The organism is Sphingomonas sp. PP-CE-1G-424 (genome assembly GCF_004341085.1).
Taxonomy (GTDB): Bacteria; Pseudomonadota; Alphaproteobacteria; order Sphingomonadales; family Sphingomonadaceae; genus Sphingomonas.
Window position 1 is genome coordinate 667,024 of record NZ_SLXW01000002.1, and the last position, 20,064, is coordinate 687,087.

Consider the following 20,064-nt stretch of genomic DNA (forward strand, 5'->3'; position numbering starts at 1 on the left):
GGGAGAACAAGGAAGCGGGGGTGACGGTAAGTTGGAACTCGCAACCGCGCTGTCCCACGCCTGCTACCACCCCGGCGGAGGCCGGGGCCGAGTTGGGGGGCGTAGCTAACGAAGGGCGGTGCTGCATCACAGGCGCTTTCCCACCTGGGCCCCGGCCTTCGCCGGGGTGGTGGTGTTCGCGGGAGTGGCCACCTTACCTGCTGACGTGTCGGCAGCTTGCGGCGTCACCTTGCGAAACGCCTTGCCGAGCTCGGTCCGCAACAGCGCGAAGTCCCGCTCGACGCCGCCGTTACGACCGATCAACACGTGATCGGCCCCAGCAACGCCGCGCTCCGGCAACAGCTCACGCGCCAACGCCCGCAACCGCCGTTTCATGCGGTTCCGAACGACGGCGTTGCCGATCTTCTTGGTGACGGTGAAGCCGATTCGCATCGTCGCATCACCGTCATCGCGGGGGCGCATGAGCAGGACGAATCCCGGCATCGGTGCGCGCTTCCCCGCGTTCGCCGCGAGAAAATCGCGGCGCTTATCTAGAATGGTTAGGCCGACAGCTTCTTGCGACCGCGGGCGCGGCGTGCGTGGATCACTGCCCGGCCGCCGACCGTCGCCATCCGTGCGCGGAAGCCGTGACGGCGTGCGCGTACCAGGTTGCTCGGCTGAAAGGTCCGCTTCATTGGTCATTCCCTAGGTCATCAAATAGAAAACGGCCGCCACGGGGACGGCCTTGATGGCTGGGCGCTTACGGAAAGGGCGGCGGTAAGTCAATTCACACCGACCTTGGCAGCCGAGCTTTTCAACGCCTTCGCCCGCTCGTGCCGGCGCATCGCGCTCTGCCGACGCATCATCCGATCGACGAAATGCCCGGTCTTGGGCCAGCGCCGCTTCAGCCGCGCCCATTTCAGCCGCGCCCAGCGCGAATTGCGCAGCACCAGCACCATCCCACCCGCGAACAGGAACATCCCCGCCGGTCCCGGCAGCGGCGCGAGAATCGGCGCACTCAGGATCAACAGTATTCCGAGCAGCAACTGGCCGAAGCGGAGAACGGGGGAGCGGACTGCTTTCACGGAAGGCATGTGGGTCCGGTGTATTAGGATGGCAAGACGGTGGGGCGATCGGTGCGACCCGTCCTTGCAGACATGGCAAATCGGGTATGAATAAGGCGTGACGTCGTGTCGCGGGGGAGCGGGCATGGCGGCGATCGTAGCGACGGTGGCGTATCTCGGGCTGGAAGCACGCGCCGTCGAGGTGCAAGTCCAACTGATTCCAGGACTTCCTGCGTTCAACGTCGTGGGCTTGGCCGATAAGGCGGTCGGCGAAAGTCGCGAGCGGGTACGGGGTGCGATCGCCGGGATGGGACTGTCGCTGCCGCCGAAACGCATTGCGGTGAACCTGTCGCCCGCCGATCTCCCGAAAGAAGGATCGCATTTCGATCTTCCTATCGCGCTCGCTTTGCTCGCGGCGATGGGCGTGGTCGATGCCGAAGCGCTGGCGGACTATGTTGTGGTCGGGGAGCTCGGGCTCGATGCGCGGATCACCGCGTCGCCGGGCGTGCTGCTCGCGGCGCTGCACGCGTCGGAAGTGGGTAAGGGGCTCGTCTGTCCCGCGGCGCAGGGCTCGGAGGCGGCGTGGGCCGGCGAGATCGAGGTGATCGCCGCGCCCGACCTGCTGGCGCTGCTGAATCACTTCAAGGGCCACGGCCTGCTCAGCCCACCCAAGCCCGGCATCGCGGAACAGTCCGACCGTGGTCCAGACCTGCGGCAGGTGAAGGGGCAGGAGACCGCCAAGCGCGCGCTGGAGATCGCTGCTGCCGGATCGCATAATCTGCTGATGGTTGGCCCGCCGGGTTCCGGCAAGTCGCTGATGGCTTCCTGCCTCCCCGGTATCCTGCCGCCGCTCGACCCTGCCGAGGCGCTCGAGGTGTCGATGGTGCAATCCGTAGCGGGCACGCTGTCTGGTGGACGCCTGACCCGCACGCGGCCTTTCCGCGCGCCGCACCATTCCGCATCGATGGCGGCACTCACCGGGGGCGGGCTGAAGGTAAAGCCGGGCGAGGTCAGCCTTGCGCATCTCGGCGTCCTGTTCCTCGATGAACTCCCCGAGTTCCAGCGCGCCGTCCTCGATTCGCTGCGCCAGCCGCTGGAGACCGGCACGGTCAGCGTCGCTCGGGCCAACGCGCACGTTACGTTCCCGGCCCGCGTACAATTGATCGCCGCGATGAACCCGTGCCGGTGCGGGCATCTCGGTGACGCGAGCCTCGCCTGCGCGCGAGCGCCGAAGTGCGCGGCGGACTATCAGGCAAATGTCTCCGGCCCTTTGCTGGACCGAATCGATCTGCATATCGACGTCCAGGCGGTCAGCGCCGCCGACCTGATCCTCCCGCCGCCCACCGAAGGTTCGGCGGAGTTTTCGGCTCGTGTCGCCGCCGCCCGCGCAATTCAGACTGAGCGCTACCGCGCCCACCCGGTTCGAACGAACGCAGAGGCGGATGGCGCGCTGCTCGACTCTGTTGCCACGCCTGACGAAGCCGGTCGCAAACTCCTCGCCCAGGCTGCCGAAGCGATGCGTTTGACCGCGCGCGGCTACACCCGCATCCTCCGGGTCGCTCGCACCATCGCCGATCTCGCCGGCAGCGAAACAGTCGGCCGCATCCACATTGCCGAAGCGCTAAGCTACCGCCGCCAGCCGCCCCGCAACTAAAGGCGCAACTAAACCCGCTTGCGGCGGACGAAAGCTTCGTCTAGCCAACCCGCCGCTGCCCCTGTGGCGAAATTGGTAGACGCGACCGACTCAAAATCGGTTGCCGCAAGGCATGCTGGTTCGATTCCGGCCAGGGGCACCAACCACGAATTCCAACGCATCCCAAACCGTCCCGCAAGGGGCGGTTTGTGGTGTTGGTACAGGGTTGTGCGGTGTCCCACTCCATCCCACTGTCACCATGCAGCGACTATCATTTGGGGGCACTTTGGGGGCACCAATTCCTTTGGGTGGGGGCACCGAATGCTGACCGACACGGCCATCAAAAAGGCCAAGTCGAAGGACAAGGCTTACAATCTCGGCGACTCAGGCGGCTTATATTTATACATCATGCCCAGCGGATATCGCAGCTGGCGCATGAAGTTCCGATACGGGGGCAGGGAGAAGCGCCTGGTCTTCGGTTCGTACCCGGACAAGACTTTGCTTCACGCGCGCGCCATGCGGGAGAACGCGGCCAAGCTACTGCGGGACGGGGTCGACCCCTCGATCCACAAAGTGCAACAGGCGGCAGCGCAGGTCGCTCGCGTGGGCGCAACGTTCAAGACGATCGCGGAGGACTGGCTGGTCAGCCAAGAAGCGACCTGCTCCAAGCGGTATGCGCAGAACGTGAAGAACAGCTTCGTGCAGGACGTGTATCCGAAGCTCGGCCACTTGCCGATCGACGCGATCACCACGCCGTTGGTGCTGAAGGTTCTACGTCCGGTCGAGGAGCGCGGCGCGATCGAGACGGCGCATCGTATCCGGCAGCGGATTTCGGAGGTGTTCGCGCGAGCGATCGGCAGCGGCATCGTGGCGGCGGATCCGGCCGGGGTGGCGCAACGTGCGCTGTCGCCGATCAAGCGGGGCAAACAGCCCGCGGTGCGGACGGTGGAAGCCGCACGGATCGTCCTGCGGAAGGTCGAGGAACAGCCGGCGCATCCGCTTACCAAGCTCGCGTCGCGCTTCCTTTCGCTGACGGCCGTGCGATCGGGCGTGTTGCGCATGGCCGAGCCAAAGGAATTCGAGGGACTGGGCGGGCCGGAGCCGATCTGGCGTATCCCGGCAGCCAAGATGAAACTGGTTATCGACCAGAAGGAAGATGCAGCCTTCGAATTCATCGTCCCGCTCTCCCGGCAGGCCGTCGACACAGTGAGGGTCGCAATGGAGTTCGCTGGGAAGGGGCCGTTGATCTTTCGCAGCGTGCGCCATCCGCGCCGCCCGTTGAGCGACAGTACGTTGAGCAAGGCATATCGCGAGGCCGGGTTTACCGGACTTCACGTCCCGCACGGTTGGCGATCGACCTTCTCGACCGTTATGAACGAACTGGCAGGGGTAGAGAGCAGGGTAGGGGATCGTGCGATCATCGACCTCATGCTGGCACACGTGCCGAGCAACAGCGTCGAGGCCGCTTACAACCGTGCCGCATACATGCCGCGTCGGCGCGAGCTGGCGCAGGAATGGGCGGATATGCTGGTGCAGGACCTTGCACCGCTAGAATCATTGCTGACGGGGCTACGGCAACACGCCTGACCCGTCAGGGAGCAGTGGCATGACCGCGCGCTCCCTCTTCAAGATCGTCGGCGGCAAAGCCTCAAAGGGCCATCGGACCGGGCAGCCGGTCCGCCGTAGCAGCTATCGTGCAGGCGAGCGCGAGCAGCGGTATTGGCGGCCGTTCAACAAGGCTGAACGCAACGCGCGCATGCGTGCTGCGGAAACCTACGACCGGAAGCACAAGATCGCAGGCAAGCGTAACGGGCCGCTTGGCGCGATCGGCGTAGACGTGCTGCGCGAGCTGATGCGAATGATCGACTTCAAGACGGGCAGGCTCGAACCCGCCATCGCGACGTTGGCGACGCGGCTAAGCCGTTCGCGCGGCGCGATCGTCAAGGCGCTCGCGCGTCTGAAGGAGCATGGCTTCCTCAACTGGATTCGGCGGTTCGAACCGATCGAGGATCCCGACGCCTTCGGTCCCCAGGTGAAGCAGGTGACGAACGCGTATTGGTTCGGCTTGCCAAAGGAAGCGGCCGACATGGTCCGCCGCATGATGGGCAAGGGGCCGATGCCAGACGACGAGGTAACCCGCAGGAAGGCCAACGAAGAGGAAACCGCGGCTATGCTGGCGACGATCTCGGCCGAGGATCTGGCGGCGTTCCGTGCCGGCGACGAGTCCCCTCTCGCGAAAGCTCTCGCTTCGCTAGGCCGTCGCGTAGATCTTTGTAACGCGAATTCACCGGGTGGTCAGAACCCGACCCTACAAGGTTAAATATAAAAGGAACGCCGTTGGCGTGCGCAGATTTGCTGCTCCACCAAGCCTCCGAGGCCCCTAACCCGACGGGTTCAACATCCAGCGACCGCGGGTGAGCGAGCCGGCTTGCGCCGTCCCGTGCATCCTGGGGAGGATGCGCAAATTCGGTGCCATTTCAGCCGCGGACGTCCATGCTCGCGGATATCCTCGGTTAGAGGGCGTTTGGCCTGGGCGCGCGCCATAGCAGTTAGGGGACCGGGTAGCGGCTGAGGCATCGCGATTGAGGTTGTCAAAGTGCCAGAAGCCAAACGTGATTTACTGCCAACAGGCCATTCGCATTTCGCGGAATTGGTGGGGTGTGGTCGTCGCGCGGCGCTGGACTTCGATGCGGCGTCGCGTAAGTTAGACTACGTAGGGGAGATGCCAAACGCGGCATGGATTTAGGAAAGCGGCATGAGTGACCAACACTGGCCGGATGCGCTGGGGCGGATAAATACTAGCAACAGCGCAGGCGTATATTACAACAATTACTCCGATACGGCAGGCGCGAACAGGATCGGCGAGCGAGCTCCCGGTTATAAGGCCAGCCTAAGCGTCATGGCTTCGTCCAGAAGAAAGGTTCTGGTCACTCTGAACTTCTTCGCCTTATCTGGCTACGGCTTTTCTTCGACTGCGGGCGAGATGCAGAGAGCCAAGGATACGCTGGTTGATCAGGTCCGGTCGCTGTGGAACCAGCGCAGGTTGAGACTGATATTGTTCGTGCTGGACGAGCGAGGACGGTCCACCGACGTCTCACGCAGCCTGGATGTCGAGTTTCGGATCAGATGGACTCGGTCGATGGCGAGCGCCGACTACGTCTTGTGCGTGTACCCAACACAGAACGATCTTCCCATGGTCCCAGGTAGGACCGACCGGCCGCCGTTCGTCACGTCAGGCGCCTGGACTCAATCGCACAGGATCGAGATGCACATCGCGGCGACCGAACAGGCGTGGACATTCAGTCATGAATTCGGTCACTGCATCGGGCTACCCGACGAATACAGCCACCCCGGTGTCGGCTATTTCAAGCCGGACGGGCGCGAGGGCCTGTTGCTTCAGCGGCCGGACGCTTTCATCCCCGCCAACCGGCAAGGCGGGGTTACGTCTGGCCGCCGCAATTCGGATCTCAGGACGGAGATGAGTACGAACCCCAACAGCAACCTCTTGCCAAGACATTTGTGGCCGACCGCGATCGAAGTCAGAAGGCTGGTCAATCGGTTATCGAAAAGCACCAAATTTGGTGTCGATGTGAACTTTTCTCGATGAAGGACGCACCGGCGATGAAGGCCTTCCTGCTGTGCTTGATCGCGCTGACCGCGTGTGGCTCAACTAAGGATCGATCCGACGTGGACCTTCCCACCAACGCGGCAAGCCCTGATGCGGCTAGTTCGCAACCGGGCAAGGACACGATCCGAACGTCGGCTGTGGCCAGCAAGAACCTGCCGGCGAAATACGTGAAGGCACTATCGTGCGACTTCGACGAGAAGCTCACCACTGCCGTGCAGACCTATCATAAGACGGAGGCGGGGCGAGCCGAGCGCGCACGCGACGTGACGCTGCTCAAGTCGCTCGGCTTCACGCGGGAAGGGCGCGACGGCGATCTTGAGAGCGTGGGGGGCAAGATCGCGGCACCCTCCGGCCTAACCGTTCTCGGCTTGCCTGTCCGATCGGTGGAGTTAAACGGCATGATCGGCGATGCGAACGCGATGTACGTCACTGTCTTCGACAACGGCGTGACCGTGAACCAGGCCGTCAATGCCGCCCGTCTGCAGATAGATTTTCAATCCTACAAGAAGTACAAGATCCGCCACTACAGTAGGGGACTTGCTAGCAACCCCTATGCGCAACTTTATCTGGACGACAGAGGTGGTGGTAATGCCACGCTTGTATGCCAGATCAAGGGTACTCCGGACTGACCCCCAAAGGATTCTCACCAGATGCCGATCAGCACTGGTTCGCAACATGGTCCCGCGGTATTCTCTCGCGCCTAAAGACAGTCGCCATCGTGATGCTTAAGACCGCCTTCGTATCGAACGGGAAGATCTAGTTCATCAACGGTAAGGACGCCGTACCGACGACGTTAGAGGTTCAAGGGAACACGACCATTAACAGGATTGGCACACCCGAAGTGCCGGCTTCGTTTGAGGTCGAGTTCAGGGTGTACTCAACCTTCGATGTCGATGGTCGGGAATGTGAACCGTACATCTCGATCACAGTCCCGGTCTCAACCAAGGACAAAAAAGCTGAATTTGTTGAGATCAAGGATTAATCTGTCGCAGCATAAGCGCCGATGTTGCGTGAATTGCCGACGCGCTCGACAAGCAAATGGAAGAGCTAAATTCGGCTCCGGGGGGATCTGACATCGGCTCTCCGGAATAAGCCTGTAGCTGCAGCAATCTGCATCCAACCGATGCGCTCGAAACAGCCCCTAAAGGCGTGGTTTTCTGCGAGTCTGCGGCAGATGCGCAGACTGCATCCAAAGCCGCCTAAAAAGCTCGCAGGCGAGGCGGGGGTTCTTGCGCCGTATTTCGGGTAACGAGACGAAAGAGCCACGAGGCGGGCTACGACAGGGCGGCCGGTGTGAGGGGATCGATCCGACACGCGGGGCCGGGGTGCCAGTGCGGCTGGGTGCCGGGGCCTTCCCAAACGCCCCTCGACTGCCACTCCCCACAGGCTGCACCTGGCACCCCCGGAAGTGCACCAAACTGCACCCACGCCGCGCCAGTTCTAAACGCCGCGCGGCCTAGGACATGGGCCGGCTTCCGGGCGGTCTGGGATTGCACCTTTTGCGACACAGAAAGTACGCGGGCGAGGCGGGGGGATAAGCGTGTTAAATGGGGTTGCGGGTGCATCGGTTCGCATCACCGGAGGATGAATCATGGCGGCGTGGGGGCCAAGTGATTATGCGCGCCGCGCATCAGATTCCCCGATTGCATCAAAAGGCACATGGGAAGCTAACGGGCGAGGCGGGGGTTCTTTCGCCGTATTAGGGTGTGCAACTTTGAACCGACGAAATTGGTGGATAACGGTCTGTCCGCTTTCGGGCGGCGATCGGCGTAAGCGGACGTTCGTTCAGGCTGAGGGGCGGGGGGCCACGCAGCCGCCTCGTCGGGTGAATTACGGCTCAGATTTCTTCGAGCGCCAAATCGGCAAAACTTGCCATTCGTTCACGCTCAATTGGTTGTCAGCTATGTGCTTCACCTTCAGTAGTTTGGATGAATCACAGCGGTCCCGAAAGCCGTTATCTATGTGAAAGCGTGCCGGACACACGCTCTCAGACGAGTTCATACGATATCGGCAGGTCACCTTTGTATTGAAGGCAGAGCTCGATAATCGAGCGTGATGGTAATCGCTTCTTTCCTTGTTTCGTGCTGCACGATACCACCTGAGTATAGCGGCATGATTGGTCGCATCGTCGATGAAAAGGCGGGTTGGGGAGGAATGGTTATCAGTAGGGTCGGTCAAGCCGCGTCCGCATTTGCGGCTTGCGACCGACAGAGTGCGTCGCTGAGCGTAATCGTTCCGGTCATTGATCGGATCGCTCGATTTCCGACCACCCGGTATTATGGCAGTAAACGCAAGCTTCTGCGCTGGATGTACGGCCACTTCGGCGCGCTACGGTTCAACACGGTTCTGGATGCGTTCGGGGGGACGGGATCGGTCTCCTTACTGTTTCAAGCCATGAATAAGCACGTGACCTACCATGATGGCTTTCGTTTTAATGAAGATGTCGCACGGACTGTCCTTTCATCCAAGCCCGCGCTTACGCGATCTCAGGTCGAAATAGCGCTGGCAGCTGTTGAGCCGATTGCGGGGGTCATTGCGTGCTACTTCGAAGGAATATTCTATAAACCAGAAGAAAATGCGTGGCTCGATGGCTTCAGCGCCATGCTTGGTGGCGCGGAACTTGCGCCGCCAGCGCGTTCGTTGCTGCGGTATTTGATCTATCAGGCGTGCCTTAAGAAGAGGCCGTTCAACCTCTTTCACCGAGCAAATTTGAATCTTCGAACGAAGGACGGCGTCGAACGCAGTTTCGGCAATGCGGCAACTTGGGAGCGGAGCTTCGGTCACCATGCGCTGCAGGCATTTGACGAGCTAGCCAAGGCGGACATCGGAACTCGCCAGCCTGCGATTATCCTTCCCGCGGGCGATGCCTCGGACATCAGGCCAGGCTATGATCTGGTATACATGGACCCACCCTACATCAATTGCGAAGACCGCTACAACCGGGACGATTACTGGCGTCGTTATCATTTTCTCGAGGGCCTAGCCGGCTACGAGAGTTGGGCAACGGCAATCGATCTGACGTCGGACATAAGGTTGGCACCTCCCTCGAGTTGGTTTGCAGACTGGAGCCGAAAGGCCAAATTTAAGGATCGATTGTTTGGCTTTATCGATGCGCATCGAAGCTCGATCGTGGCGCTTTCATATGTTTCCGGTGCTATCCCCAGCGAAGCCGAACTTTTCGCTTATTTTGAGTCTCGTTTCGACCAAGTGTCGGTCCACTCGGCCGCGCATAACCACGCGCTCAGCAAGACAAAAAAGCGAGAGCTCTTGTTAATCGGATTGCCCAAATGAACTTCGAGATTGATCGCTTCCGCGTTCCGCTTTGGATGATTCTCACGATAGTCCTCTCTGTCATCACAATCGGCATTGGCTATTGGTATTACAGAATCGATGCGGCAGACGGGAAGCTGCTGGGACTCGCCGGTGGCCTGCTGACCGGCTTGATTGTTTACCTGTTCACCTACATCACGCTGCTGCGTCCAATCATTGAACTCGACCGGTTCCATCGGATGGGAATTAAAGCACTCCTCTCAAACAGACACGATAAAGACTATTATCGGAAGCTATTGAAAACTAGCCGCTACAAGGTCGATGTCCTCGGCGCGTCATGCAACCGGTTCGTTCGCGATTTTCTTGATCCGGATGACGATGACGCCATCCTAATCAACGCGCTCAACAGGCGTCGACAACTTCGCATTCGGCTTCTCATTCCAACTGACACACATATGAGCCAAGAAGTTAGGAATGCGACGGCAGCGACCATGAAGACGCTTGCCGCGCTTACGACGTCGGTCGGTAATCGCGTTGAACTGCGGCGCTTCGACGATCAAGCCCGGCATAGCTTTGTGATCGCCGACGACGACTTGGTCGCAGGGCCGATTTTCGAGGAAGACAAGAGCCGTCATGCGCCCGCAGTTCACGTGCTGACGCGCACCCTGTTCGGCCAGAAATACAGTGCCTATTTCGAGGGTCTGTGGGACAGTGCGAACATTGTCTGACATAGAAATAGCCGTCTACCCCCGGCTGCACCTCGGTCTCTTGTCGATGCATGCAGACGCTCCGCGAATGAACGGCGGTATCGGCTTCGCGATAGACGGGCCTCAGGCAACCGTCATCGGCAAGCCGGCAGCCAGCGTCACGGTTGAAGATCATCGACGATGGCCAATGGGTGCGGCGGAGCTCGATCAACTTCGCGCAGCCCTGACTATTTTTGCCGACCGCCTTTGCATGCGGGGCGGTGTCTCGATCCAGTTGGAGGGTGAGATGCGCACGCATGTTGGGATGGGTTCGGCAACTGCCATCCGATTGGCGGCGCTCGAAGCCTTCGCGTTGGCAAATGGGAGAGAGGCGGACCGAGCGGTGTTGGTCGCATCATCGGGTCGTGGTGGCACGTCCGGCATCGGCGTGAACAGCTACTTCGATGGCGGACTAGTCTGCGACCTCGGCCGGAAAAGCGGTGGTCCCTTTGCTCCGTCCTCGCAGGTGAGGACAGCGCCGTTAGCCCTCGCGCTGCCTTCGGTGCGGATGCCCGATTGGCCTATCCTCCTATGCCTGCCGAAACGCCTTCAATCGAAGACGCAGGGCGATGAAATTGCTTTTTTCGCACGAACCACGCCCCTTCCGGCGTACGCGAGCTACAAAGCCAGTTACGTCGCGCTATTCGAGCTTTATGCAGCGGCTGCTGAAGTCGATTTTGCAGCATTTTGTCGCGGCGTCGAGAGGATGCAGCTTTCGTCTTGGAAAGGGGCCGAGCGCGCCGAATATGGCGTGGCACTGGCAACCATTAGCGAAGGTCTGCTCGACGCAGGCGCCCGCTGCGTCGGCATGTCGAGCTTGGGACCGCTGTTATTCTGCCTTGCCGATGCCGGAGACGTTGCGCGCTTATCGCAGGTCGCGCAAAGTCTAGATTGTGAGGTTAGAGAGGTCCGTCCGGTCAATCGGGGGCGTGTGCTGAGATCCTTGAATGCGTGAGCTGACCTTCTTCACGACGAATCAGACGAAGCTCGCCCACGCCCGCTATGTGGCCGAAGGACGTCAGATTCAGATCAAGGGGTTTCGCCAACGCACTTACCATGCCGATTATGTGGAGCCTCGGCTGGCAACGCGCGACGCCATCCTGCAAGCGAGCTATGAGAGTGCCAAAGAGCAGCTGGCAAAAGCTGGATATTCGGAAACCAGCCATCCCTTCATCCTCGAAGACACGTCGGTTCGAATTGAAGCGCTAAGCAGCCTGGACGCTGAAATTCCTGGTGTCGATGTCAAATACTGGATGGAAGATCAGGCGTTCACCAGCTTGGACGAGAAGCTTCGCAACGCCGGGAACGATCGTCGAGCGCTAGTCCGATCCGATATACTGCTGCACGTTCCGCAAAGCTTTAAATCGAGCTGGGGTTTCAAAGGCGACTTTGTCCTGTTCACGGGAGAGCAGACCGGTAGGATCGTCGAAGTCGAGCACAAATTCTCAGCAAATCTTGTTTATCCGTGGCTCGACAACCGTTCGTTCAACAAATGGTTCGTTCCCGACGGCGCGGCGCTGCCACTGGGTGCGCTTTCGATTGAAGTTGCTGACCGGCTAGACTTCAGGCGAAAGTCGCTCGAGCAATTATTCGATTTTCTGGAGGCGCGCTTTTATTTTTCTGTCCCACGGACCCAGTTCGAGCTAGCGCTCGACCGGCGGACAAATATCATATTGTGCGGATATACGTGCTCTGGAAAGACGACCGCGAGCCAACACCTCGCTCGCGGCTTTGGGTATCTCCACATCGAAGCCAGCGACTTCATGCACTTGGCCTACTATTATCGGCATGGTTATCAGGGGCCGACCGCGATTGGCGACTTCGCCGAAATGGCTCTCGTAGAGAAGCCGACGATCGCAGCGGAGAAGATCGTTGAATACATGCGTCTTCATCCGGAGTCTCCGATCGTCGTTTCCGGTTTTCGTTCTCCGGACGAGGTCGCCTACCTCGAGGGAGCGATGAAAAGCATGGGCAAAGCGTTCAGCCGGCGTTTCGTTCGGGCGGGTGAGGATGTGCGCTTTCGTCGCCTGAAAGGCCGCGGCCGTCCTGGGGATGGCATCTCGCTAAAAGATTTTCGACATCGCGACCTGCAACAGCGGAGAATGGGACTTGATGCGATCGAACACGCTGCTGACACCTTGCCAATCGGTAACGAGCAGGGTCTCGAGGCTTATCTGAGCGACATCAATGTTTTGGCAGAAAATAGTCAAGGCATCGATATCGACGTTGCGACCGGGCTTGCGAGGCTGGACCAAGTCACCGAAGTCGGATTGCAGGAAGCAGTTCTGATCGCGTTGCTGTGCGTCTGGGAGAGCGACGAGGCTCGTCAATTTTATACCACAACTGAGATCGCCGGTTTAATTAACAAGGCGCTTCCGTCGGTTCGGCCAAAGCACAAGGACAATGTCAGCCGTTATTTTAATCAGAACTTTTACGCCTTCTACGAAATAGCGTCAACTAAGAATGGCATCCGGACCTACCGGCTTTCGAACACTGGTTACGGGATGGCGATACGGACACTTCAGGCACTCTTGAAGTTACGATGAGATTCACCGCGGCCAAGCCGTCGCCGCTGTTCTCCCTCGCTCGTCAGTAAAGACTATGAGCAAACTTGTCTTGGTCGAGGCGATGGCGCTCGGCATGATAGCCTGCCGCGACAACACCCGCGAGCTTATCGCCGAAGCCGATATTCTAACAGAGCACGGGCGGCATGCGCGCGCCTATGCCTTGCTGCACACTGCCTGCAGGGAGCTCAGCAAGTTCGCGGTGCTGGAAATCTGCGCGAAAGGATTGATTGAGGGTCCAGCGTCAAAGTGAAAACGTTTCTGGCAGCGCTTTCGCTTACATGGCTCCAAGTCGGCCCAGCTCGTTCAGCTCATGATGCTCGCCGCTTCTACGGACCAAGACGGCCATCTCGCGAAGCTTGCGAGGACACCGCTAGATTTCGGGCTATTCGTGCGCAGTGCCGCGCTTTATGTCGATCAAGGTCCTGATGGCGCTTTCCGCAAGCCAAGTTCGATCGACCTCAGCGTGCCGACGCCAGCCCTTCGGGCGGTGGAAGAGCAAGTACTGGCCGCCGCGCAAGAGCGCGGGACCAGCCCCGCCGATATCCACGTCCATTTGCGCCGACCGGCCACAGTCGAAGTAGCCAAGCAAGCGCGTACCCTCGCCGTCCAGACCTTCGAGTGAATGAGGGATCTTGGTATAAAAAAGGAGAAAGCGGAGCAGCTCAGTTTTCAAATCACGGGCGATCAAAAATCCTAGCATGCGTTCGAGAAGTCAGCGTTGATTTTCGCTGCCTACTGTAACCGATTAGAATTGCCGTCGATGTGGTCAGACTTCCGAACCGTATGGCGCTGATGACGCAATACGAGTCTTCAGAGCGTCCGGACCGTCGATGGCGGCCAGCTCGACCAGTTCCTCGAACGCCTTCTCGTTAGCTAGCAAGGCCATGCATGTTCGCCCAAGGCCCGACGGCTTCACCCCTTTGGCGAACTGCGACGCCCAATCATAGCGCGCCTCGCCGGCGCGCACCGCATTATAGTGAGCCGCGAAATGCTCGCCGTAGAAGGTCGCGAGTAGGTTGGCTGCCCGGTCGACGGGCGCGGGGTGGGAAGGCGAGGCTGCGGGCGATGCCAGCTCCAGTATCTCGAAAAACTCGCAGATCGAGGCAATCCGGACCGTTTCGCGGTGCGTCGGCGTCTGGCGCTTCGGCACAAAATTGATATTGTCAGTCGTCTGCGGAGTCATGCCGGGCGCGCTGTCGCTGGTGGTGCGGCTCTTCCAAATTGGGTCCGGCGCCAGGAGAGTATCGGTCAGCGACCGCCGCAGGGTAAGCGCGAATCCAATCATATCGGCGCAATATTCGGCTCGGTGGTCCGCTGATCCGAAACTTTCATGGAGTGTATTGGCCAGCATCGAACGCAGTAGATAGTCGGACAGGAGATGACCGATCTCATGGGCGACGAGAAAGGCTTCCTGAATGTCCAGCATGACGGTGACCGCAGCAGCGCGGTCTAGATCGAGTAGCAGTAAGGGGCCGCGGGGATCGCCATGCCTGAAGGCCTCGACTACCTCGTCGCGCATACCGCGTACAATGTCGGGAGTCAGATCGGCGGCAGGCATGCGGTTGCAATACTCAACCACGCTCGGGTCTGTTTCGGCGAACAGCAGCTTCTTCATCTTGTTGAGGAAAGTCATGAACGCGGTCGTGACGATTACGGCGTAACTGCCATGGCCGGAAGCGTAGACCGCGCCCTCGATTGTGAAGGAGGGTACGCCGCGGACACTAACATGCGCCGCGCAGAAGCGCTGAAATGCCGTCGGCGTATGCGTCAATAATTCGCCGTAGAAGCGCTCAACGAGCTGTATGAGGCCCTGTCCGCCGCCGCTTTGCTCGAAGCCGTCGGCATCGAGCGGATAGCCATAACGCGCCTGCCGCTCGACCAGTAAATCGCGCACGCCCATCGGGTCGGTGTCGTCGAGCGGTCCGCGCCAAAAGCCTCGGGCGATGCGGTCGGCAAACTGGTCGGGCGTCTCAGGCGCGTCTGACAATGCCCCACCCTCCGAAGCACCGGTGGCCCGTGAAGCGTCCGGCGCTGTCATCGAAAGGAACTCCACGCTGGCCATATGAGTGGAAGACGCCTGCGCTGCGCACGCTGCGCAGGAATGAAGGCTGGTCGAAGTTCATGCCGGTTGCAGGTCGAGCTGATCGGCGTCGGAGATTATGAGGCGCTCGATCAGTTGGTAGCGCCTGATGCCGGCGCCCTTGATCATCCCGATCGCTTCGAGTTTGTTGAGCGCGTTCGTCAGTTTCGCTGGGCTGAAACCGGCATTGCCGTAGGTCGCTTCGACGTCGACGATCCGCGCAACGAGCGCATCGACCTCGACCAGCCGAAAGTTATGTTCGAGCTTCGCTTCGCGCCATGCCAAGTCGAGCGTGACGGCTTCGTCGAGCCCAAAAGACGTAACCAGCGGTTTCGCCCGGCCGGTCAGTGCGAGCATGATGGCCACCAGTGCACCCGCGCCAGCCCAGCTAGGCAACGCTCCGGCGGCGACGAGCCCGGCGAGCGTCCCGCCACTCGTAAGGACCGCGCCGCTAAGGCCAAGCGCGCCCAATCTGTCGCGCGTGAAATTGCCTAGCTTGACGCTGTAGAAGCGTTGCTCGTTAAAGCGCAGGATACCGAAACCGCGCCGGTGGGCATCGCACATTCCGATATGATCTGACATCTGCTTGCGAGCGATGCTGACGCAGAGGGCCAGACCTTGGCTAATCGTATCAAGCTGCTCCTCGCGGAGCGAATTAGTCTCCAAGCCCGCCATGTCGGCGAGCATCAGCGCCAGTTCGTGGTGAGTCACGCGGTTCCCCTTCTTGCCAATCTAACGCGCAACACCGACCAAGGGAACGTCGGCCTGTCTCGAGCGAGGACTTCGCTGGCCACGAAGATTAAAAACGAACAGATGGTAGAACGGCCGTTCGCCACCGTCCCCGGGAACGACCGCTTCGTCCCACTTGACGACCGTCCGCTTGTCGACCTGCTTGCCTGGTCGACGCTTGCGGCGTCGATTAATATAGGACGCGGCTTGCCCGGTTCGTTGAACCCTGGCTAACTACGACGATGAGCGTTTTCGACCACTTAGAGGAAAGGCTGCGTGAAAATCGCAGCGGCGTTCAGAAGAAGCTGACCGATCGCGTAAAGACGCTGGAGCGCGGGCGACCTTGGTTGATCGGCATCGGCGTGATTGCTGCCGGCGTCGCCGCCCTGTCGAGGCTTTTTCCGGGCTCGGCCGGGACGGTTATGGCGATCGTGGGAGCAATGGTCGCTGGATTGAGCGGATTGGCGGTGGCTGCATTCGACTTCAAGAAGCTGGAGCTTTCCGCCGATCTGACCAAGGTTGAAGGCCTCGCGGAGGCGGCCATCGCCGAGGGGCGGGATTCAATGGCGAGGCTGGCGGCTTGCGAGTTGAATCAGCGGCAACTCGATAAGCGTCGCGTGCACCGGCTAACTGCCGTCGCCGACATGCGCGAGATGACCGAGCAGTGTCTGGCGAGCGGGTTGGGAGCAAGCACGTCGGCCGAGGCGGTCCTCAAGGTTGCGGCTCGCAACATCGACGGCGCGATTGGCTTCGATTCTGCCGAGTACTGGACGTTGTCTGTGTTCGAAGTTCAGGACGACGAACTGGTCCGGATAGCGGCGGCATGGGCCGACCGGGCGGGAGAACAAACGGCCGGTCGGTCCTGGACGAGGGGTGAGGGTTACTCCGGAGTCGCATGGCGTGACGGTGCCGAGGTGATCGAGGAAGACACCTCCGATCCTCGTGCAACGCGGCGGTATCCGGTCGCGGGCGAGAGATTGCGGGAATACGACGCCGAACGGTATCGTTCCGTGGCAGCAGTCCCGATCTTCGCGGGTCCCGATCAGCGGATCTGGGGCGTGGCCACGGCTACTAGCGACAGGCTTGGTCGATTCAAGGATGAGCCTCCGCAGGGCGAAGTCCAGGCAGTCGACATGATCCGGGACGTGGCTGGGATTATGGCGCTTCTGGCGGTCGCGGATGCGCAGAGGGGGTCCGAGGGCGTTTCAGTCGACTTTTCTGAAAGCGAGAGAAATTCGGTTTGAAGGTGCTTTTCGTGCAGCAACGCGTTATATGATGATCATGACCAAGCAAGCTCGCCTCGCATTGATTGATCGAGAGAAGAGTTCGTTAATGGCGAACATCGCTCGTGCCCGCCGTGATGGTCGTATCGACGATGCCGCCCTGCGGAAGCTGGAGACGCTTTCGAATGAGCGAGTCGAGTTGGCTAGGGCTTAACTGGCTGTCGTACCGTGTGTCGGGTGCAGGTTCCCACGTGTCTTTTACCGTATCGAGACGGGGCGCGCGCATATAGCAGCGATCCGAAGCGGCATTGAAGCGGTCATTCGTGACTAGTCCCGAGCAATTAATCAGGCAAAGCCTGTTTAGCCCGCTCGGGCTGTGCTGTGCCATCGTGCCGGTGGGAGGGTTGCCGACAAGTATGCCGGTTCTAATAAATTTCCCTGTCACTCTTGGACTTTGAACAGGCAAAACGTACACACCCGTCAAGCTGAAACGATGCCGCTCTGTTTGTGGAGAAGGCGGAACGTCGGCATTTCACCCGGGGCGGATATTCACTTACCTGGCGTAGCGATGCATGACACTTCATTTGCAAGATGAACGAACGGCAGAATCTGGGAAGCGAGCAGAGGGCTTTGAACAACGAGTTGTGGGTCGATCGCGGCGCTGACGCTCGATGACCTCAAGGTCTTCATGGCCCGCACTTGTTTGCCCAAGACCGCGTGGGTTCGCGGTGCCGGCGAGGTCATCCGGCGATCCGTAGAGCTGGCCGTGCCGCTCATTTGGCCTATAGGTGTCGTACCACTTCCTGCGGGGGCAGCCAAATTGCCGGCACTTACGCCCAATATCGAAAATCGCGTTCGCAAGCTTCCGAAGCCGTCGAACGCAACCCAGAGCCTGCAGCCATTGTTCGAGGCCGTGAGCAATGCGATGTTCGCCATCGAAGATGCCTATGGCGACTATGTCTCGAAAGGCCGGATCGATATTACCGTCTCGAAGCTGTCGGACGCGGACGGGATCCAGATCATGATCGCGGACGATGTCCTTCGGCTCGATGCGCGAGATGCAGCGCGGCCGCGTGGGACGAAATGTAGGTGTTCACCTCCTGCTGATACCGGGCGTCAAGGTCCAGCGCCTCCATCTGCCCGCTGAGCCGATCCGCATATCCCGCCGGCAAGGCCTAGCGGAGGGCCGCGCGCCGCTGGGCGTGCAAGTCCTCCAACCCGCCGAGGTCGACGGCGAAGTCTGAGGGGGCATTGCCGATGAAGTGGATTCTCGCCCCGGCATCCTGATGGTGACGGGCAAGTCGTGGGGGGCGCACGAAGCCACTCGTTCCGAAACATACTTGCCTAAGCGGCCGCGTTTGATGTCAGGGCAGCGCCCTGATATCGGCCATCGAGACTGAAGTGGCGACATCCTGAAAGCGGTGGTTCGTTCATCCAGCGGCGAGCCTTCCAGAACCGATTCTAAGAAGCGCGCGCTCGGTGTCGTTGAAATCGCCGGCTGCGCCGCACGTATCGGCAGGTTGCCACTCATGACCGGTTCCAGGGCGCGGAGCCGGGCGTCGGGCGCTCGACCTTCGCGCCGAGCGCCGCGCGAATCTCGCGCAACCGCCCGAGCAGCTCGTCGAATGTAATCACCGTAACCCCGGTCATCGTGCCACGGATCAGTTCGAGCGATCGCCGCTGCGGTCCGCTGTCCGGTGTCCGGCCAGCGACGATGATGCAGCGGATGCCGTTATCCTGGATGTCGCCGCGACCCGGCTCATCTTTTAGCATCGGCAGGTCGCGTTGCAGCTTCACGCGCTGGTCGAGAACCTGCGCGATCGTGCCGGACAGCCCGGATGATGCCGCGAACACCTCCGGGCGATAGGGCTTCGCCCCGAGCAGCTCCGTTGACGGGCGCTTGATCTCTACGATCGCCAGGTTGCCGGTCGAGGCCGACGCGACGAGGAAATCGACGACCGATCCGCCGCGACCGTTCAGGCGCTTGCCGCCGACATAGGCCTGTTCCGCGACCACGATCGCCGGCACCGCGAAGGCCAGGCTGAGGATGAACGGGTTCTGCGTCAGGAAGCTCTGCCATTTCGCTTCGGGCAGGGATTTGTCGAGCAATTCCGCAAATCGCGCGATCAGCTGTTCGAGCGTGACCTCCTCGATGTCGGTCTTGAGCGACAGGAGCGCCTCGGGCTCGGACGCGGCCAGTGCCTCGAGGTTTGACCGCACGAGCCCAACGCTCGCTCGGCGGTCGCGCTTCGACAGGGTCACAGTGTCGCGGCCGCCGCTCGTGGCATCGGAGATCGCGTCGGGGCGCAGCGTCTTCCTCTGCCGGGGGAACAGGACCGGGTCGGCAGCGTGAAGAAGCTCGTGATAGGCATGGAGTTGCTTGTCGCGCCGCGCGTCGCGCTGATAGCGGTTGGTGATCCGGTTGATCTCCTTGCGCATGTCATGGAAACGGCGGAGGCCCAGCACGAATATCGACCCGTCCAATGTCGCCTCGGTCGTCTGATGCCCGCCATGCACGATGAGCAGTTCGATATGGCCCTGCGCTCCAAGCGCCTCGCAGATCGAACGATATTCCCAGAGCAGTCCGAGTCCCAACCGGAAGTCCTTGGCGAAGCCGTCGGGCAGTATTTCGAGCAGCGCTTCCACCTCCTCCGTAGTCGTCGGGATCGGGTAAGGGGCGTTGACACGCCGGTTCAGCGCGAACGTCGTGAGCGTGCCATAGCGGGGCTTCAGATAGTCCGGGCGGTCGGGCCTGACGTTGAGCGGGTAGATCCGCAACACGTCCGGCGACACGGTGAGAATCCGCTCGCACGGATAGTCGCCGGTCCGCTCCGCGGGGGGCGTGTCTGTAAAGATCACATCGACGCTGAAGCCCTCATGCTCTTCATTGGGCTCGATGATCAGGAAGGGGCCACCGTCCGCGCGCTCGCGCTGGTTGAAGACCGAAGGGCGGACCGACGGCATCCTATCGGACCTCCTGTCCGGGCTGGCTGCCTCGACCGTTACGCACCGCGTGCGATCCCATAGACCGCGGCACGCCGATCGAACGCCTCGCGCGATCCCTCAAGGATGTTGCAGGCGGCCTCGCATCTCGGAGGATGGTCGATCGAACCAGGGGGGCGGCTTTCGCCATTCATTGTCTCCA

20 protein-coding genes and 1 tRNA gene are annotated in these 20,064 nt (G+C 60.7%); 15 read left to right on the forward strand and 6 right to left on the reverse strand.

What is annotated here, in order from left to right; all coding sequences use genetic code 11:
- Positions 1–126: 126 nt before the first annotated feature.
- The 3 genes from rnpA to C8J43_RS08185 form a co-directional block, all read right to left on the reverse strand.
- Positions 127–483, reverse strand: coding sequence for a ribonuclease P protein component (rnpA, locus tag C8J43_RS08175; RefSeq protein WP_243645471.1), 357 nt, complete (start codon positions 481–483; stop codon positions 127–129).
- Positions 484–539: 56 nt separating this feature from the next.
- Positions 540–674: a 50S ribosomal protein L34 gene (rpmH, locus tag C8J43_RS08180; RefSeq protein WP_031393806.1), complete on the reverse strand. Its 135-nt coding sequence runs from the start codon at positions 672–674 to the stop codon at positions 540–542.
- 87 nt (positions 675–761) lie between these two features.
- Positions 762–1,064, reverse strand: a complete 303-nt coding sequence (locus C8J43_RS08185) for a hypothetical protein (protein ID WP_243645472.1) — start codon at positions 1,062–1,064, stop codon at positions 762–764.
- Positions 1,065–1,188: 124 nt separating this feature from the next.
- Between C8J43_RS08185 and C8J43_RS08190 the strand changes: the two genes are divergently transcribed.
- The 12 genes from C8J43_RS08190 (at position 1,189) to C8J43_RS08245 (ending at position 13,509) form a co-directional block, all read left to right on the forward strand.
- On the forward strand, positions 1,189–2,697 hold the full coding sequence (locus C8J43_RS08190) for a YifB family Mg chelatase-like AAA ATPase (protein ID WP_133030453.1): 1,509 nt from the start codon (positions 1,189–1,191) through the stop codon (positions 2,695–2,697).
- Positions 2,698–2,754: 57 nt separating this feature from the next.
- A tRNA-Leu gene (locus C8J43_RS08195) sits at positions 2,755–2,839 on the forward strand.
- A 158-nt stretch (positions 2,840–2,997) separates the two neighbouring features.
- Positions 2,998–4,263: an integrase arm-type DNA-binding domain-containing protein gene (locus tag C8J43_RS08200; protein WP_133030812.1), complete on the forward strand. Its 1,266-nt coding sequence runs from the start codon at positions 2,998–3,000 to the stop codon at positions 4,261–4,263.
- Between the two features lie 19 nt (positions 4,264–4,282).
- Entirely contained in the window at positions 4,283–4,996 is a 714-nt protein-coding gene (locus tag C8J43_RS08205; protein WP_060526759.1) for a hypothetical protein, read from the forward strand.
- A 435-nt stretch (positions 4,997–5,431) separates the two neighbouring features.
- Complete coding sequence (locus tag C8J43_RS08210) at positions 5,432–6,283, forward strand: hypothetical protein (RefSeq protein ID WP_133030454.1); 852 nt, start codon at positions 5,432–5,434, stop codon at positions 6,281–6,283.
- Complete coding sequence (locus C8J43_RS08215) at positions 6,280–6,933, forward strand: hypothetical protein (protein ID WP_133030455.1); 654 nt, start codon at positions 6,280–6,282, stop codon at positions 6,931–6,933. Before C8J43_RS08210 ends, C8J43_RS08215 begins: the two co-directional genes overlap by 4 nt.
- A 1,483-nt stretch (positions 6,934–8,416) precedes the next feature.
- Positions 8,417–9,595, forward strand: a complete 1,179-nt coding sequence (locus C8J43_RS08220; protein ID WP_165899572.1) for a DNA adenine methylase — start codon at positions 8,417–8,419, stop codon at positions 9,593–9,595.
- The gene (locus tag C8J43_RS08225) at positions 9,592–10,302 is read left to right on the forward strand and encodes a hypothetical protein (RefSeq protein ID WP_133030457.1); all 711 of its coding nucleotides are present in this window, start codon (positions 9,592–9,594) and stop codon (positions 10,300–10,302) included. The genes C8J43_RS08220 and C8J43_RS08225 overlap by 4 nt, the downstream gene beginning before the upstream one ends.
- On the forward strand, positions 10,286–11,275 hold the full coding sequence (locus C8J43_RS08230; RefSeq protein ID WP_279388826.1) for a beta-ribofuranosylaminobenzene 5'-phosphate synthase family protein: 990 nt from the start codon (positions 10,286–10,288) through the stop codon (positions 11,273–11,275). The genes C8J43_RS08225 and C8J43_RS08230 overlap by 17 nt, the downstream gene beginning before the upstream one ends.
- Entirely contained in the window at positions 11,268–12,866 is a 1,599-nt protein-coding gene (locus tag C8J43_RS08235) for a non-canonical purine NTP pyrophosphatase (RefSeq protein ID WP_133030459.1), read from the forward strand. The genes C8J43_RS08230 and C8J43_RS08235 overlap by 8 nt, the downstream gene beginning before the upstream one ends.
- 55 nt (positions 12,867–12,921) lie before the next feature.
- Complete coding sequence (locus C8J43_RS08240) at positions 12,922–13,137, forward strand: AbiV family abortive infection protein (RefSeq protein WP_133030460.1); 216 nt, start codon at positions 12,922–12,924, stop codon at positions 13,135–13,137.
- Positions 13,138–13,197: 60 nt separating this feature from the next.
- Positions 13,198–13,509 (forward strand): hypothetical protein, encoded by a 312-nt coding sequence (locus C8J43_RS08245; RefSeq protein ID WP_133030461.1) that lies wholly within the window; start codon positions 13,198–13,200, stop codon positions 13,507–13,509.
- Positions 13,510–13,653: 144 nt separating this feature from the next.
- Here the strand turns inward: C8J43_RS08245 and C8J43_RS08250 are convergent, their stop codons facing one another.
- Together C8J43_RS08250 and C8J43_RS08255 are read right to left on the reverse strand one after the other, a co-directional pair.
- Positions 13,654–14,925 (reverse strand): hypothetical protein, encoded by a 1,272-nt coding sequence (locus C8J43_RS08250; RefSeq protein WP_133030462.1) that lies wholly within the window; start codon positions 14,923–14,925, stop codon positions 13,654–13,656.
- Between the two features lie 81 nt (positions 14,926–15,006).
- Complete coding sequence (locus C8J43_RS08255; RefSeq protein ID WP_133030463.1) at positions 15,007–15,654, reverse strand: hypothetical protein; 648 nt, start codon at positions 15,652–15,654, stop codon at positions 15,007–15,009.
- A 284-nt stretch (positions 15,655–15,938) separates the two neighbouring features.
- Between C8J43_RS08255 and C8J43_RS08260 the strand changes: the two genes are divergently transcribed.
- From C8J43_RS08260 to C8J43_RS08265, 3 genes are all read left to right on the forward strand, one after another.
- The gene (locus tag C8J43_RS08260) at positions 15,939–16,940 is read left to right on the forward strand and encodes a hypothetical protein (protein ID WP_133030464.1); all 1,002 of its coding nucleotides are present in this window, start codon (positions 15,939–15,941) and stop codon (positions 16,938–16,940) included.
- Between the two features lie 37 nt (positions 16,941–16,977).
- Positions 16,978–17,133, forward strand: a complete 156-nt coding sequence (locus C8J43_RS21870) for a hypothetical protein (protein WP_165899574.1) — start codon at positions 16,978–16,980, stop codon at positions 17,131–17,133.
- A 606-nt stretch (positions 17,134–17,739) separates the two neighbouring features.
- Positions 17,740–18,066 carry a hypothetical protein gene (locus C8J43_RS08265; protein ID WP_133030465.1) on the forward strand — a complete coding sequence of 109 codons (327 nt, stop codon included), beginning with the start codon at positions 17,740–17,742 and terminating at the stop codon, positions 18,064–18,066.
- A gap of 380 nt (positions 18,067–18,446) precedes the next feature.
- Here C8J43_RS08265 and C8J43_RS08270 read toward each other — a convergent pair whose 3' ends face one another.
- Complete coding sequence (locus C8J43_RS08270) at positions 18,447–19,883, reverse strand: Shedu immune nuclease family protein (protein WP_133030466.1); 1,437 nt, start codon at positions 19,881–19,883, stop codon at positions 18,447–18,449.
- Between the last annotated feature and the right edge of the window lie 181 nt (positions 19,884–20,064).